1 protein-coding gene is annotated in these 414 nt (G+C 31.2%); it reads right to left on the bottom strand.

Going from position 1 to position 414, the window contains the following annotated elements:
• A partial coding sequence (locus tag LJD34_RS16210; protein WP_227360388.1) for an IS110 family transposase occupies window positions 1–216 on the bottom strand: 216 nt, incomplete at its 3' end.
• Window positions 217–414: the final 198 nt, after the last annotated feature.

Genomic DNA, 414 nt, shown 5'->3' with positions numbered 1-414 from the left:
AAGGTATTTCAACAAAGCAAAATGATAATGTCCCGTATCTTCCATACCAATAAGTACAGAATCTTTCGAGTAAGATTTAATTTTTTGTATTAGGAAATCAAAACCTTCTTTGTCATTAGAAAAAGAAATAGGCTGAGAGATGATCTCACCAGTTTGTTGATCCATGATACAAAAGAAATGTTTGTTTTTTCCAATGTCGATGCCAATTAATTTCATATGTAAAAATCCTTTCAAAGTAAATTATGTGAAATGGTACCCACAACACTTAAACCACAAAACCTGGTTCAAAATAAGAATTCAAAGACTCATCTAACTAATCACTGTTTAGGAATAAGGTGTGGTAAGATCCTTTCTAAAGTAGTCGAGCCACAAGGAAGAAAATACAAATCCACATTCACATATTTCAATATTACA

Origin of the sequence: Faecalibacillus sp. MSK20_93 (genome assembly GCF_020589945.1) — a bacterium.
Lineage (GTDB): Bacteria > Bacillota_I > Bacilli_A > Erysipelotrichales > Coprobacillaceae > Faecalibacillus > Faecalibacillus intestinalis.
This window is presented reverse-complemented; position numbering and strand designations above follow the sequence as displayed.